The organism is Chryseobacterium sp. Tr-659 (genome assembly GCF_011752975.1).
In the GTDB taxonomy this organism is placed as follows: domain Bacteria; phylum Bacteroidota; class Bacteroidia; order Flavobacteriales; family Weeksellaceae; genus Chryseobacterium.
Genome location: NZ_VWWP01000002.1, coordinates 461,176 through 476,091, shown reverse-complemented (window position 1 = coordinate 476,091; position 14,916 = coordinate 461,176). Strand labels below are relative to the sequence as shown.

General features: G+C 35.3%; 15 protein-coding genes. 2 read left to right on the top strand and 13 right to left on the bottom strand.

What is annotated here, in order from left to right:
• Nucleotides 1-46: 46 nt before the first annotated feature.
• The gene (atpD, locus tag F3J23_RS06395; RefSeq protein ID WP_062674887.1) at nt 47-1,555 is read right to left on the bottom strand and encodes a F0F1 ATP synthase subunit beta; all 1,509 of its coding nucleotides are present in this window, start codon (nt 1,553-1,555) and stop codon (nt 47-49) included.
• A 206-nt stretch (nt 1,556-1,761) separates the two neighbouring features.
• Between atpD and F3J23_RS06390 the strand changes: the two genes are divergently transcribed.
• Nucleotides 1,762-2,682 (top strand): bifunctional riboflavin kinase/FAD synthetase, encoded by a 921-nt coding sequence (locus F3J23_RS06390; protein WP_167025831.1) that lies wholly within the window; start codon nt 1,762-1,764, stop codon nt 2,680-2,682.
• Between the two features lie 60 nt (nt 2,683-2,742).
• Here F3J23_RS06390 and F3J23_RS06385 read toward each other — a convergent pair whose 3' ends face one another.
• Complete coding sequence (locus tag F3J23_RS06385; protein WP_228455275.1) at nt 2,743-3,240, bottom strand: hypothetical protein; 498 nt, start codon at nt 3,238-3,240, stop codon at nt 2,743-2,745.
• 83 nt (nt 3,241-3,323) lie between these two features.
• Entirely contained in the window at nt 3,324-3,680 is a 357-nt protein-coding gene (locus F3J23_RS06380; RefSeq protein ID WP_167025828.1) for an MmcQ/YjbR family DNA-binding protein, read from the bottom strand.
• 221 nt (nt 3,681-3,901) lie between these two features.
• Between F3J23_RS06380 and F3J23_RS06375 the strand changes: the two genes are divergently transcribed.
• Entirely contained in the window at nt 3,902-4,561 is a 660-nt protein-coding gene (locus F3J23_RS06375; RefSeq protein ID WP_167025825.1) for an NAD(P)H-binding protein, read from the top strand.
• A 132-nt stretch (nt 4,562-4,693) separates the two neighbouring features.
• Here F3J23_RS06375 and F3J23_RS06370 read toward each other — a convergent pair whose 3' ends face one another.
• The 10 genes from F3J23_RS06370 to F3J23_RS06325 all read right to left on the bottom strand — a co-directional run bounded on the left by F3J23_RS06370 (nt 4,694) and on the right by F3J23_RS06325 (nt 14,916).
• Nucleotides 4,694-5,269 carry a glutathione peroxidase gene (locus F3J23_RS06370; protein WP_167025821.1) on the bottom strand — a complete coding sequence of 192 codons (576 nt, stop codon included), beginning with the start codon at nt 5,267-5,269 and terminating at the stop codon, nt 4,694-4,696.
• A 37-nt stretch (nt 5,270-5,306) separates the two neighbouring features.
• On the bottom strand, nt 5,307-5,969 hold the full coding sequence (locus F3J23_RS06365) for an outer membrane lipoprotein-sorting protein (protein WP_167025818.1): 663 nt from the start codon (nt 5,967-5,969) through the stop codon (nt 5,307-5,309).
• Nucleotides 5,970-6,077: 108 nt separating this feature from the next.
• Nucleotides 6,078-6,800, bottom strand: coding sequence for a 3-deoxy-manno-octulosonate cytidylyltransferase (gene kdsB / locus F3J23_RS06360; protein WP_167025815.1), 723 nt, complete (start codon nt 6,798-6,800; stop codon nt 6,078-6,080).
• Between the two features lie 128 nt (nt 6,801-6,928).
• Nucleotides 6,929-7,915: a phosphatase PAP2 family protein gene (locus F3J23_RS06355; RefSeq protein WP_167025812.1), complete on the bottom strand. Its 987-nt coding sequence runs from the start codon at nt 7,913-7,915 to the stop codon at nt 6,929-6,931.
• Between the two features lie 161 nt (nt 7,916-8,076).
• Nucleotides 8,077-8,667, bottom strand: coding sequence for a hypothetical protein (locus F3J23_RS06350; protein WP_167025809.1), 591 nt, complete (start codon nt 8,665-8,667; stop codon nt 8,077-8,079).
• Between the two features lie 118 nt (nt 8,668-8,785).
• Nucleotides 8,786-10,039, bottom strand: coding sequence for a pyridoxal phosphate-dependent aminotransferase (locus tag F3J23_RS06345; RefSeq protein WP_167025806.1), 1,254 nt, complete (start codon nt 10,037-10,039; stop codon nt 8,786-8,788).
• A 26-nt stretch (nt 10,040-10,065) separates the two neighbouring features.
• On the bottom strand, nt 10,066-10,974 hold the full coding sequence (locus F3J23_RS06340) for a hypothetical protein (protein ID WP_167025803.1): 909 nt from the start codon (nt 10,972-10,974) through the stop codon (nt 10,066-10,068).
• Nucleotides 10,975-10,991: 17 nt separating this feature from the next.
• Entirely contained in the window at nt 10,992-12,707 is a 1,716-nt protein-coding gene (locus tag F3J23_RS06335; protein ID WP_167025800.1) for a phospho-sugar mutase, read from the bottom strand.
• Between the two features lie 64 nt (nt 12,708-12,771).
• Nucleotides 12,772-13,479 (bottom strand): GIN domain-containing protein, encoded by a 708-nt coding sequence (locus F3J23_RS06330; protein WP_167025797.1) that lies wholly within the window; start codon nt 13,477-13,479, stop codon nt 12,772-12,774.
• A 486-nt stretch (nt 13,480-13,965) separates the two neighbouring features.
• Complete coding sequence (locus tag F3J23_RS06325; RefSeq protein ID WP_167025794.1) at nt 13,966-14,916, bottom strand: glycosyltransferase family 2 protein; 951 nt, start codon at nt 14,914-14,916, stop codon at nt 13,966-13,968.

The following is a 14,916-nucleotide window of genomic DNA, read 5'->3' as shown; positions in this document are numbered from 1 at the left end:
ACCTTAAAGTCTCATGTCTGGTATCTGCTATCTTTATGTCTAATTATTAAGCGTTTTCAGCTAACATTTTTTGTCCTGCTTCGATAGCTTCTTCGATAGTTCCTTTCAAGTTGAAAGCAGCTTCTGGTAAGTGATCTAATTCACCATCCATAATCATGTTGAATCCTTTGATTGTATCTTTGATATCAACTAATGATCCAGGGATACCTGTAAACTGTTCTGCTACGTGGAAAGGCTGAGATAAGAATCTCTGAACTTTTCTTGCACGGTAAACAACTGCTTTATCTTCTTCAGAAAGTTCTTCCATACCAAGGATTGCAATGATATCCTGAAGCGCTTTGTATCTTTGAAGGATTTCTTTTACTCTTTGAGCACAGTTATAATGATCGTGACCAATAACTTCAGGAGCAAGGATTCTTGAAGTAGATGCTAGTGGATCTACCGCTGGATAAATACCTAATGAAGCAATCTTTCTGTCAAGTACCGTAGTTGCATCCAAGTGAGCAAACGTAGTTGCAGGAGCCGGGTCAGTTAAGTCATCCGCAGGTACGTATACCGCTTGTACTGAAGTAATTGAACCGTTTTTAGTTGAAGTAATTCTTTCCTGCATCGCACCCATCTCAGAAGCAAGAGTTGGTTGGTAACCTACCGCTGATGGCATACGACCAAGAAGTGCAGATACCTCAGAACCAGCCTGTGTAAAACGGAAGATGTTATCTACGAAGAAAAGTACGTCTCTACCTTGTCCGCTTTCTCCACCGTCTCTGTAGTACTCAGCTAATGTAAGACCAGAAAGTGCTACTCTAGCTCTTGCACCTGGCGGCTCGTTCATCTGTCCGAAAACGAATGCAGCTTTAGAATCTTTCATAGCCTCTAGGTCTACTTTAGAAAGATCCCAACCTCCGTTTTCCATAGAGTGCATGAAATCATCACCATACTTGATAATTCCTGATTCCAACATCTCTCTTAAAAGGTCATTTCCTTCTCTCGTTCTTTCACCTACTCCGGCAAATACTGAAAGACCTCCGTGTCCTTTTGCAATATTGTTAATTAACTCCTGAATCAATACTGTTTTACCTACACCAGCACCACCGAACAATCCAATTTTACCTCCTTTTGCGTAAGGCTCAACTAGGTCGATTACTTTAATACCTGTAAATAAAACTTCTGCAGAAGTTGAAAGTTGATCAAATTTTGGAGCTGGTCTGTGAATTGGAAGACCACCATCCTTAGAAATATCTTGAAGTCCGTCGATAGCATCACCAACAACGTTGAATAGTCTTCCGTTTACAGCCTCACCGATTGGCATCATAATAGGATTTCCGTATCCGATTACATCCTGCCCTCTCTTAAGACCGTCAGTAGCGTCCATTGCAATACATCTTACTGTATCTTCGCCAATATGTTGTTCTACCTCTAAAACTACTTTTTCACCGTTTTCTTTTGTAATTTCTAACGCGTCATAGATTGCTGGAACAGCTTCCACATCTGTGAAGACAACGTCGATTACCGGACCAATAATTTGAGAAATTTTACCTTTAATTTGGTTTGCCATTGCTAAATTTTTTCTTGGTGCAAATATAGTGATTCTTGATAAACCCGCAATTGGTAAAAAAAAGATTTTTATCATGCTTTTTACAAATCTACTAATGTAATAGTATCCCAGTCTAACAATCATATTTCAGTAAAAAAATAATGATACATTGTTATATTGATAGATTGTTACATTATATCTATATTTGCATTCAAAATTTTTCCGTTTTGAAAGTTTTCAAGAATTTTACAGATTATTCCTCACAAAGGCCTCTAGCATTGTCTTTGGGTATGTTTGACGGAGTACATCTCGGACACAAAAGTATTATCGATGAGCTTATTAAGATAGGTTCAGAGAACAATCTGGAAACTGCCATCCTTACATTCTGGCCGCATCCAAGATTCGTTTTTAACCCTAATGAAGATTTAAAACTCCTGAATACACTGGATGAAAAGAAGCAGCTCATTGACAAGTATGGCATTGATCATCTGTTCTTGAAAGAATTTGACGAAGAGTTCAGAAACTTAACCGGAGAAGAGTTTGTACGCCAGATTTTAATTGACAAGCTCAATGTAAAATACCTTATTATCGGGTACGATCACTCTTTCGGAAAAAATAAAAGCGGGAACTTTGAACTGCTTCAAAAACTATCCAAAGAACTTGATTTTGAAGTTGAGCAAATGGAAGCAATTAATATTCACGAAAATAATATCAGTTCCACAAAGGTTCGTAATGCTCTTCTGGCAGGGAATATTAAAGAAGCAAACGAAATGCTTGGTTATTCCTACTCTGTTTCAGGAACTGTGGTTCATGGAAAGAAAATAGGCAGAACAATTGGGTATCCGACAGCGAATATTGACACGGAATCTATTAAACTTTTACCTAAAAAAGGAGCCTATATTGTTGAAGTAATTATAAAAGGTAAACCATATAAAGGAATGCTGAGTATAGGAACGAATCCTACAGTAAACGGGGAGAAATTAACGGTTGAAGTTTATATCCTTGATTTTGATGATGATATCTATGATGAAAGAATTACAGTAAAGTTCAGGGACTTTCTTCATGATGAAATCAAATTTGAAGGCCTTGAAAAACTGATCGAAAGGTTGGATGAAGATAAAAGATTAACACAAGAATTTAATTTCTAAGATATAAAAAAGCCGATTCAAAAATTTTGAATCGGCTTTTTTATACTATTTCACCAGATTTTATTTTAATATTTTTAAGTAAATTTTCTGGGTTTCATTATTTAGTTTTACGTTAGGAAATGCTTTGTCATAATCGATAAATATATCTCCTTTTTCACCTGCTTTTCCATTACCATCCGAATCCCAGCTTACTGTTACATAATACTTAGCAGGACCTGCCGGTTTAGGATTAATCTTACTGGCAGCATCTTTAGGTACCGGCAGATCAATCGTAAAAGGTACCGATTTCTCTTCGTATTCTTTTTCTGTAATTAAGGTAGCGGGAGCATCAGCCAGGGCTTCATCTACTCCATACAAACTTACTTTTAGCTTTGGATTTTTAATCGTAAAATTTTCTGTTCCTGAAAATTCTATTTTAAGATTGTCAGAAGAGCTTTCTGTAGCCGTTGCCGGAGCTGAAGCAGGAGGATTAGCATCAGTAGTTTTCTTTTCTGTCTTATTACAGCTTGATAGTGTCAATGCACCCGCTGCCATGAATAATAAAAGGTGATTTCTCATTTGTTCTTTATTTTATTAAAATTGGTTTAAATATTTCACTAATAACGGACAACAAATTTCGTACCTTATTCTTTATTTCTTTTTTAAAGAGATTCATTCACTGCATTCTGAGCTTTCTTTGTGAGAGATTTAAAAACCAGATCATATGACTGATCAAGAAGTTTAAAGATCAACTCTCTCTTAAGGCCATCTACCATTACAGAATTCCAATGGGTTTTGTTCATATGATAGGCACCTGTAATCTGTGGATATTGTTCGCGAAGTTCAGCGCTCCATTCCGGATCTGTCTTTACATTAATAGATAATGGCTGTTTCTCCAGTGCCATTAATAAAAACATTTTGGTATCCACTTTTAGTACAAGCGTTTCATTATCAAACGGAAAGCTTTCTGTAACTCCTTTTTTGGCAAGACAATAGTCTAAAATTTCGTTGGCATCCATAAGTTTATAAGTAATGAGCAATAGGTAATTAGTAATATGATTAATGCTGATTGATATTCAAGACGTTTAATGAAAAGATCTTTTATCTTTTATCTTTTATCTTTTATCTTTTATCTTTTATCTTTTATCTTTTATCTTTTATCTTTTATCTTTTATCTTTTATCTTTTATTCAAATTTAGTAAATTTAAGAAAGAAATAATCTCACACAATTACAAATATTATGAAAGCTTTGGTAATAGGTGCTACAGGTGCCACAGGAAAAGATCTGGTGAATCAGCTGCTTAATGATAAGGAATTTGATGAAGTTGACATTTTTGTAAGAAAACCGGTCAATATTCAGAATGATAAACTTAAAGTTCATATTGTCAATTTTGAGAAACCTGAAGAATGGAGTTCCTTAGTTAATGGGGATGTCGCTTTTTCCTGCCTGGGAACCACTTTAAAAGATGCCGGAAGCAAAGAAGCTCAAAAAAAAGTTGATTATGATTATCAGTATGAATTTGCGAAGGCAGCCAAAGAGAATAATGTGGAAGATTATATTCTGGTTTCAGCGTATGGTGCAAGCCCAAATTCTAAAATTTTCTATTCAAAAATGAAAGGAGAACTGGAGGAAGCTGTAAAACAGCTGCATTTCAATAAAATAACCATCTTCAAACCCGGAATGCTGGAAAGAAAAGATTCTGAAAGAACCGGTGAAGTTTTGGGCAGCCGGATCATTAAATTTGCCAATAAATTCGGATTATTGGAAAGCCAAAAACCACTGCCCACCAATATTTTGGCCAAAGCGATGATTAATTCTTCAAAAATTAAAAGTAATGGTTATTCCAGCATTAAACTCGGGAATATCTTCTGTTTTGCGGAAAAAAATATTGACAATTAGAAGATAATCAATTCTTAAAACTTATTATAAAACACTTCGACTCCGCTCAGCGTGACATTTCTAATACCAGATGTATTATTTGAATGCCAGGTTAAGCGGAGTCGAGTTTGTTATTCTAAAAAGCGTATGCTTTTATTTCAGATATTTTGTAATGGCTTCGTCTGTAGGTTTTGTAGTGCTTACAAAAGAATCGATCAGTTTTCCGTTCTCATCAACTAAAAACTTGGTAAAATTCCAAAGGATGGTAGTATTTTTTACTCCATTTAATTCCTGTTCTGTTAAGTATTTAAAGATTGGAGCGGTATCATCTCCTTTTACAGAAACTTTGGCAGCCATCGGAAATGTTACGCCATAATTTTTCTGGCAAAATGCTCCGATTTCAGTATTGGTTCCAGGTTCCTGTCCTCCAAAATTATTGGCAGGAAAACCTACTATTACCAATTTATCTTTATACTGCTCATATACTTTTTCCAGATCTGCATACTGAGGAGTAAACCCACATTCTGATGCAGTATTGACGATAAGGATCTTCTTTCCTTTAAAATCTGCGAAGTTGATCTCCTTCCCGTCAAGACTTTCTACTGTAAAGTCATATATTGTTTTTCCCATAAGTTCTTTGGTTTTAGCTTTAGAAATTTCACTTTTTTGATTGGTGCAGCTTTGCAAAAATGCCATCAATAAAAGCAGCATTAAAAAAATCTTTTTCATTTCTTATAATTTTATGCAGCCAGAGCTGCAGTTGAATTTAAAACTTAAAAGTATTAGCCGGGAAAACTTTGTTGATGTCAACTCTATTCAGTAACATCACATAATCTCCGTCTTTTTTAGGGCTTGAAGACTCAATTCTGAAAGGCATTGTAAGATTTCCCACTTTTTTATAATCGGAATATACTACCGTTTCTTCTTTTTTTACCTCTTTTAAAAGCATATAAGTCTGTGTATCGAAATAATACATATTCTTATTTACATTTTTGGTAAGTTCCACCTTATGACAATAGATCTCTCCTACTTTTTCTTTTCCAAGATATTTAGCTTCAAAACCTTTATTTTCCCAATCAATAAAGTCATTATCAAAACTTTCCGGTACGTATTCAGGGTATACCTGAAGCTTGTTGGCAGCATAATTCATTGCATAGCCTTTAGTTCCATCAAAACCTTCAATTGCACTTTCTTTTCCTCCCGTGGTAATCAATGTTTTTGTAAGATTAGGGCGCTGCTGGTAAATTTTTATTGGATATTCATCTTTAATTCCCAATACTACTTTTCCCTGAAGCAAAACCGAATTTAAAAGTTTCCAGTTCGTTAACCCTCCGGATAGTTCAATATTTTTGTCAATAATTTCCTTGGCAGTCTGGGCAAATGTCAGGTGCGAAAATACAAGTCCAAATACTAGCAGTAACTTCTTCATTAATTTTATTTATAATTTCAAATATAGGGGGAATTATGTAAAATTGCAAAAAAGGCGAAGGAAGCGAAAGAGCTCATCTGCCAATTTTCTTTACGGTATACAACAATTTTAAATTAACTTTCTAGCTTTTTCAAGGTCTTCTGGTGTATCAATGCCAACGCCAATGAAATTGGTTTCAATCATTTTAATTTTCATTCCGTATTCCAGATAGCGGATGCATTCAATCTTTTCAGAAATTTCCAATGGCTTCATTTCCAGTTTTGAGAACTGCAACAATGCTTCTTTCCTGAATGCATATACTCCGATATGTTTAAAGTAGCTTACATCATAGGAAGTTTCTCTATGAAAAGGAATTACAGAACGGCTGAAATATAAGGCAAACCCGTTGTTATCAGTAATAACTTTTACATTGTTCGGATTTTCAATTTCTTCTTTTTCATGCAATTGTATCTTTAAAGAAGCTAAGGAAATTTCCTGCTGATCATCGTGCTTAAAAACTTCGATCAACTGTTGTAAAGGCTCCAATTTAAGAAAAGGTTCATCTCCCTGGACATTGATCACAATATCACAATCTATGTTCTGTACAGCTTCGGCAATACGGTCGCTTCCTGTCTCATGCTGGCCTGTCATTACCGCTTTTCCACCATTTCTGGTAATTTCGTCAAAAATAATTTCAGAATCCGTTGCTACGAATACTTCATTAAACAGGCCGGTCTCCATTACATTCTGATAGGTTGTGGTAATAACGGTTTTTTCTCCTAAAATCTGCATGAGTTTACCTGGAAAGCGGCTTGCTTCGTAACGTGCCGGAATGACAGCGATTATTTTCATTAAGTTAAATATTGATTAAGTAATTTCAAGTCAATAGATTCCATTTCAATGTTAAAAAACAAGCAATAATCATCTATTAAGATCAAATGTAGTGAAAATTAGCTTTATGAATTTAAAAAATATTTAAGTTAAAAAGAAAGTTTTACCCCAACCATATTATATTCCCACTGACGGGATGCTACAAAATTGAGATTATATTTTGTTTTTCCGATGGTACCTTCTGATGACGTATATCTGCTTTTTGAAATGGTTTTTCCAATAAAATATCCCATCAATAAGGCTAACGGATAGTCTGATGCCCAGTGAACTTTACTTTGCATCATTTGAAAACATAATGCTCCTGCCAATGTATATCCTACGGGTTTTATCCATTTTGCATCCGGATAATTATCGGCGATTACAGTAATCCCGGCCATAAATGTAGTTAAGTGCCCGGAAGGCATGGCATCATAATTTGAAGTATTTTTACTGAATGCTGAAAAACTTGGAAACGGGTTCCATGCCCCTCCTTTATTTCCATTCATTTCTGCAATGAACGGGCTTTCTCTTCCTGTAATTCTTTTAATGGTCTGCGTAAATACTCCGGAAAGAATTAAACTTTCCATCAATCCGCTTGCCGTTGCCTGTGCTCTGTAATCATTTTTAATTAAACCGTATGTACCAAAACCAATCCCAAGTAATACCAAGGTAGAACCATTTCCTATCAGATACAGGGTAGAGCCTATGTCTTTAGGAATTTTAAAAACACCACCAATTTTGGTATAGTTGTTATCTTTATCCATTCCCCATCTTTCTCCCAGCTCCCTTGAGTTGTCTATTAACTTCTGATCAAATGGCAAAAGAATCAGCGTTGCTGCAACTGCTCCGCCTAAATAATAAGCGTGGTCTTTGGCTACAAAATCTTTGTTTGTATTAATAAAATTCCGGGGCAGTTTGGTAATAAAATCCAATAGTTTGGGTTTTGGGTAAGTTCTTACCGAACCATCTTTTAAGGTGTACGTTTGTACTTTTGGCAGATCAGAATTCTTAGGTAACTCATTCACCTTTAGACTATCTACTTCTTGAGAGCATACCAATATTGAAACTGGTAAGAGTAAAAATCTCAGTTTTTTCATCGTTGTTATTTTCGATCCTATTTTATTTAAGTGTGTAAAAGTGCCAAAGGTAATCACAAGTTGACTTTGGACAAAATGTTTACTTAATTTTAAGGATTATTTAATTTTTTCACTTTAAAACGTTTGTATTTTTAACTGCAGCGATAATCTAATTCTTTTATTTAAATAAGATAATTGACTAAAAGAATAATTCCATAGATCCAGAAAACATACAAAGAAGAATATAAAAATCCGAATCCAAAGCTCTTTAACACCCTTCCTTTACATTTTCCCGAATTTTTAAATACCAATCTCAACGCCCGGAAAAAGATCCAGTAGAGCATTGCAGTTAAAAATAAAACGGATGACCAAAAGAACAGTCCAAGAAAATAGAAAAGGAATACCAGTAAAATTGAAAACACAATCCATAGAACAATGGAAAGTATAACTCCGCCTATCCCATCTTCTACCAACGGCGGATCAAAGTCTAATCCATCAATTTTCGGCGTCTTATCCGAATAGCGTTTTATTCTTTCTTTGGTTAAAATACTTCCGAGATTATCCTTTAATTTGAGACCATAATATAAGCCTATACTTATAAACAGAAAAAATGAACCTGCTAAAATAGATGTTGATACTATAGAATTCTGAAATAAAGACCGGTGAGAATTAATCCCGGAAATCCAGACACTCAGAACCACCAGGCCAATAATGGCTAATGTGGAATAAAACAAAAATCTAGTGGAAAGAAGTTGTTTTTTGGGAAGTTTCATCTTATTTTGTGCATCAATCAAAAATGCTCCAATTCTGCTCGGAGTGACACGGCTGATACTATTTATTGTAATGGTGTCATACTGAACGAAATTGAAGCATTTATTATTTATTTAAAAATTATTTCAAATTATTCAAAGCATTCTCCAGCTTTGGAAGCATTACTTTGATCTCATCTACTGCTAATCCTCCTACGGATGCACGGAACCAAGGTTCAGACTTCTCTTCTCCAAACGCTGAGAATGGTACCAATGCTACTCCTGCTTCATTGATCAGATAAAATACCAGATCAGAAGAGTTTTCAATTACGGCTCCGTCCGGTTTTGTTTTTCCGATATAATCAAGTTTGATTGTAAGGTAAAGTGCCCCCATCGGCTCAATGCTGTCTACAGAAAGGCCTTTTCCTTTCAGATCCTGGATTCCTCCATGAAGAACTTTTAAACTTTCTTCAAGTTTTGCTTTAAAATCATCTACGAAAATATTTACATTTTCCGGGTTTTCATAGAATTTTGCAGTTGCTTCCTGCTCTGGTTTTGGTGCCCAGGCTCCAACATGCGTAAGAAGTGCTTTCATTTTATCCAGAATATGAGCAGGACCGAATCCCCATCCCACACGTACTCCTGTAGCGGCAAGACATTTTGAAATACCATCGATATAAATTGTATACTCTTTCATTTCAGGGAAAAGTGAAACAGGATCTACGTGCTCTGCACCGAAAGTAAGATTAGAATAGATCTGATCATACATTAAGTACAATGGTTTTTCATCTTCACCTCTTTTTTTGTTTTCAGCGATTACCAATTCACAGATTTCTGAAAGCTGTTCTTTTGTAAACATTGTTCCTGTAGGGTTCAATGGCGAACAAAGTGCCAACAGAACTGCACCGTCTAAATGAGGTCTTAAATCATCAGCAGTGGGAAGAAAATTAGTTTCAGGTTTTGTTTTTACTTCCACAGCGTTGGCTGAAGTAAGGTAAGCATAGTGGTTGTTATTCCAAGATGGTGTAGGATATACTACTTTATCTCCCTCATCTACAATGGTTTTATATACAGCATAGATCAAAGGTCTTGAACCTGCTGTAATCAGGATATCATCAGGTGCATAATCCAGATTCCATCTGTTTTTAAGGTCTTTGGAAACCTCTTTTCTTAAAGATAAAAGTCCGTTGGCAGGCGGATAATTCGTCAGATTATTCTGATATGCTTTCTGAATTTCTTCCTTCAGCAATGCCGGAATAGGATAGATATTAGAATTCAAATCACCAATAGTAAGATTGGCAATTTCTGCTCCTTTTGCTTTTAAATCATTTACTTCATTACCAATTTTTACAATTTCAGAACCGATCAGGTTCGCTGCTAATTTTGAAACTTTCACTTTTTTCTTATTTTAAATTTATATTATCATTCTGCATTGATCCTTTCATATATCTGATCTACCGGCATTTGTGCATCAAAAAGAGCAATTACTTCTTTCACTTTTCCGGCTGTGTTGGAATTCGGATATTTTTTTATGATCCTATTGAATTCCGCTCTGTTTTCATCGTTTAGTTTTCCTGTTCCATTGTCCGGATTTCTTTCAAAAGTCGGTGTATTATCCATTCCTAAAAGATAATCGGACAAATAGATATTATAATCCTTTTTAACCGCTTTTATCAGTTTGCTTTGAGGATATTTGTTTATAAAATTTTCCCAGAACATCAGTCTGTTTCCTAATTGTTCCCAGGAAATCATCAGCCCTGCATCTGCCGCATAATTAGTTTCACTTTCTTTATCGATTTGTGAAATGTATACCGCATAATCGGGAGTTACTTTATTTTTAAAAATGGAAGGATAGTATCCCGGAATGGTCCATATTTCAGTCATTCCTTCTCCTACTTCCCTGAACTCAAGACCTGCTTTTTTCAGTTCTGCAGCTATATTTTTTACATGGTCTGGAAGGTTATACTGATCCTTATCATAATTATAATAATTCACATATTTATCCAGAACATCACTATGTAAGCTCATCAGACACTCCGTATATTTCCCTCTTATTTTTAAATAATCTTCGTATACTTCGTCGTTCTGTTCCGGACTGTTCACCGCCATTTCTTTTTCGATTTTGGTACGGTACCATTGAAGAGATGTGATATAATCCTCCGTTTTATGATGGGGAGAACAAGCTGTGTCTATCGGCTTGTAATTGTCTTCTTTGGCTTCTGTTAACGCAATCGAGTCAGCCGTTTTTTTTGTATCTGCAGCTACGGTCTCCTTTTTACAGGAAACTACAGCTGCAGACAGTAAACAAACTGCTATTATTCTTTTGATCATCTGCTGTTTCCGGAAAATTAATCCAGTTTTAAATCTGTTTTAACTGCACCGATCTTAGCTTCCAATGATTTTAATTTATCTCTGAAATCTGCTTCTGAAGCGATGGAATCTCTTACAGAAACATAAAATTTAATCTTCGGTTCTGTTCCTGAAGGTCTTACGCAGACTTTTGTTCCATCTTCCGTATAATAAATCAATACATTAGACTTTGGAATATCATTCATTACTTTTTTATCATTCCTGGAAACATTAAAGCTGGTTTGTTCCTTAAAATCATTGATTTGCAGTACTTCTGAGCCTGCCAGTTCCTTCGGAGGATTTTCACGGAAGTTTTTCATCATATTCTGAATTTCTTCAGCACCTTCTTTTCCTTTTCTTACAATGTTAATTAACCCTTCGTAATACATTCCAAGATCTTTGTAGATCTCAATCATATACTGATACATTGTTTTCCCATTAGCTTTACACCAGGCTGCAATTTCACAGGCTAAAAGAATACTTCCGCAAGAATCTTTATCACGAACGAAATCTCCTGTCATGAAACCGAAACTCTCTTCACCTCCACACACAAACTTTTGTGTTCCTTCTGCATCGCGGATCATTTTTCCGATCCATTTGAATCCTGTAAGACCTACTTTACACTCTACTCCGAATTTTTGTGCTATATCATAGAAAATATCTGAAGTTACGATAGTAGAACCAATGAATTCTTTTCCTGTAATTCTTCCTTGCTTTCTCCATTCATTCAGGATGTAGTATGTAAGGATAGTATTGGTCTGGTTCCCGTTTAGCAGCTGCATTTCCCCATCAAGATTTCTCACTGCGATTCCTAATCTGTCGCCATCCGGATCTGTTCCGATAACGATATCAGCATTGGTAATTCTTGCCAGATCCATTGCCATTTCCAATGCTGCAGGTTCTTCCGGGTTCGGAGAATCTACTGTTGGGAAATTTCCGCTTGGGATCATTTGCTCTCTTACAAGGTCTACTTTTTTAAATCCTGCTTTTTCTAATGCTTTTGGAATAGTTGTATAGGTTGTTCCGTGGATAGAGGTGAAAACAATATTTAAGTTTTCTTTTCCAACATTCTGATACGTAGAGTTTTCAATACATGCATCAATATATACATCGTCCTGCTCCTCTCCGATCCATTCGATCAGATCATCATTTCCGTTGAATTTAATTTCTTCGAATTTTACGGAATATACCTCATTGATGATAGCTTCATCATGTGGCGGAACAATTTGTGCTCCGTCATTCCAGTATACTTTGTAACCGTTGTATTCCGGCGGGTTGTGAGAAGCTGTTAATACAATTCCTCCATTACATTTTTTATCACGAACAGTGAAGGACAATTCAGGAGTTGGTCTGTGATTTTTGAAAAGCAAAACTTTAATTCCATTTGCCGTCAAAACATCGGCTACCAGTTTTCCGAATTCTTTTGAGTTATTACGAACATCATAGGCGATGGCCACTTTAATTTCCTCACCTTTGAACTGCTGCAGCATATAGTTTGCCAGTCCTTGTGTGGCTTGTCCTAATGTATATTTATTCAAGCGGTTGGTTCCTACTCCCATTATTCCACGCATTCCTCCGGTCCCGAATTCCAGTTCTCTGTAGAAAGAATCTTCCAGATCAGGGGAATTGCTGTCTATCAATAATTGTACAGCATCTCTCGTTTCTTTATCGAAGGTATCACTTAACCAAAGTTTCGCTTTTTCTAGTGTGTTCATATTTCTATTGTTGTTCTTTTATAGTTTGTAAAGTTCCTAGTTTCTAGTTTAAATAATGCTGTTTTTAATCCAGCTTTTTGTTTTCAACTTTTGTTGTTTTATCAATTTTAAACGCTCTGATTGGATCGTTATAATAGACAAATTTTGCAGTATTCTGAATGTTTCCTTTCAAAGAATCTTTCACATTTACTTCTGCATAGTTTCCGTTTTTAGAATCTATATTCAGGTTGGTAATTTTCCAGTAAGGAGAAATTAAGCTTGCTGTATCTGAGATCTTTATAACAGCATCCTTCGTTAATCCTAAAAAATTAGCACGACTTCTGTTCTGCATCTCTATTTCTGCTCTTCTTGTGTTTACAGATCCCATGAAGCTTGCATTATTCTTCATCTGAAGCCTGAAATTATCCGTTTTGATTTCGCTGGAAATATTCATTTCCACAGAGTCTGAAACGGCTACTTTTTCAAGATTATATTTTGAATAAATTGTCACATTATAAAAATCTACTCCTTTTGTTCCTCGTTTTTCTTTAATGAAAAGTGTTTTGTCTTTTACATCCACATCCACATCCAAATTGTTTGCTACATTCGGATAGGTTTCAATTTCTACAAAATTCTTAGGGCCTCTGGCATAAAATACACGGAATTTACCCTCCAGATCCAGATTTACAAACTCTGAAACCTCCACATCTTTCTTCTCTATATTTCCTTTTGGAGAAACTTTTCCACAGGAAACTACTGCCGCCAGCATCAATGTGTATAATATTTTTTTCATATTCAATTTTAAATATTCTATTTGCAACTGCAATAATGTACCGAAAATTTCTGATAGAATTTTTAACCTCGTGATAGAAACTTTCAATATTATTTTGAACAAAAATAGGATTAAAATTTCTAAAAAACTTTGTCTTTTGACAATAAAATACCTGATAATTTTCAATTTTCTGCTTTTATTTGAAAGAACGGAATAGGTTTTAATGTCTTATTTTTTCATAAGCCGAAAACTGTAATGATATTTTCATAAAAAAATCCTTCAAAAAGGTTATACTTTCTGAAGGATTATATTAAGTTTAAACAACTTTATTGTTTTAGTTTAAATGTATTGAGTAAAAACCACCCCGTCAAAAATTCTTTAAATTTTCGCCGCTCCTCCATTAAAAAGGAATGGTCCAATGTTAGAATGTAATTTTCAATAACAAAATTATCCTTAAAACAACTCATGCTAACATATTAAATATAAAGCAATTAAGACGTATATACTTTAAATTACTTCATCGATATTATAATTCTTATGCTCTCGATTTGTTCTGATAATCATTTCTCCTAAGAATCCTGCTATGAAAAGAAGGGTTCCCATAATCATCATTGTTAAAGCAATATAGAACCAAGGGTTATTGGTAATTAAATGTCCGTAAATTCCTCGGGCAACATCAATCAGTTTGGAAATTCCCAGCCAAAGTGCTGAAAGGAAACCGAAAATAAACATTAAAGTTCCTACGGCTCCGAAGAAATGCATTGGCCTTCCTCCGAAACGACTTACAAACCAAAGTGTTATCAAATCCAGGAAACCTCTGATAAATCTTTCTGTTCCGAATTTTGATGTTCCGTATGGTCTTGCCTGATGTTGAACTTCTTTTTCTGTGATTCTTCTGAAACCTGCATTGGCAGCCAATACCGGAATATAACGGTGCATATCTCCATAAACGTCTACGGATTTGACAACCTGTCTTTTATAAGCTTTTAAACCACAATTGAAATCATGAAGATAAACTCCGGATACTTTTCTTGCAGCGGCGTTGAATAATTTTGACGGTATATTTTTCGTCATTACATTATCAAAACGCTTCTTCTTCCAACCGGAAACGATGTCATAATTATCATTGATAACCATATTATACAGCTCTGGAATTTCTTCTGGGAAGTCTTGTAAATCTGCATCCATGGTAATTACCACATCTCCGTTTGTTCTTGAAAAAGCCGCGTGAAGCGCCTGTGATTTTCCATAATTTCTGGAAAATTTAATCGCATGGATCTGAGGATGCTGAACTTTCAGGTTCTCAATAATACTCCATGACAGATCCGTACTTCCATCGTCTACAAACCAGATTTCATAAGATAAGCTGCTGGTTCTGCACACTTTGTCAATTCTTGAAAAAAGCTCTTCCAGAGAGTCTTCTTCGTTCAGTAACGGAATAACTATAGATAGATTCAT